Origin of the sequence: Paraburkholderia sp. SIMBA_054, assembly GCF_046534875.1 — a bacterium.
GTDB classification, from domain to species: domain Bacteria; phylum Pseudomonadota; class Gammaproteobacteria; order Burkholderiales; family Burkholderiaceae; genus Paraburkholderia; species Paraburkholderia hospita.
This window is the reverse complement of the sequence record NZ_JAWRXV010001029.1, coordinates 1-262: the sequence shown is the minus strand read 5'-3', so window position 1 is coordinate 262 and position 262 is coordinate 1. Positions and strand designations below refer to the sequence as shown.

The 262-nt window shown below is 58.0% G+C and carries 1 protein-coding gene; it reads left to right on the top strand.

Annotation, left to right across the window (positions count from 1 at the left end):
- Nucleotides 1-262 (top strand): hypothetical protein (locus SB822_RS58270; RefSeq protein WP_410859267.1); only part of this gene is annotated, 262 nt, incomplete at both ends.

Below are 262 nucleotides of genomic sequence, written 5' to 3'. Positions count from 1 at the left end.
CACCTGTGCAACGAAAGATGAACTTCCTTCGGATGCAAAGAAGTCTCTCGCTCGCTTGGAGGTTGCGATCAACCTGTTGCTTGAAATTTTCGACAGACCGGTTCCGGAATCGCGTAATGCGTTGCCATGGTCGAGGCCGGAAATGAACGGCCTGCAGGATAATCAGGTCTCGCAACTACGGTCCGCGACCATGCGTAATGGTCGCGCACGTGCCAAGGCCGCGCGCGCAGTTTTTGCCGGAGCCTCGGCAGCCGGCCGTCTC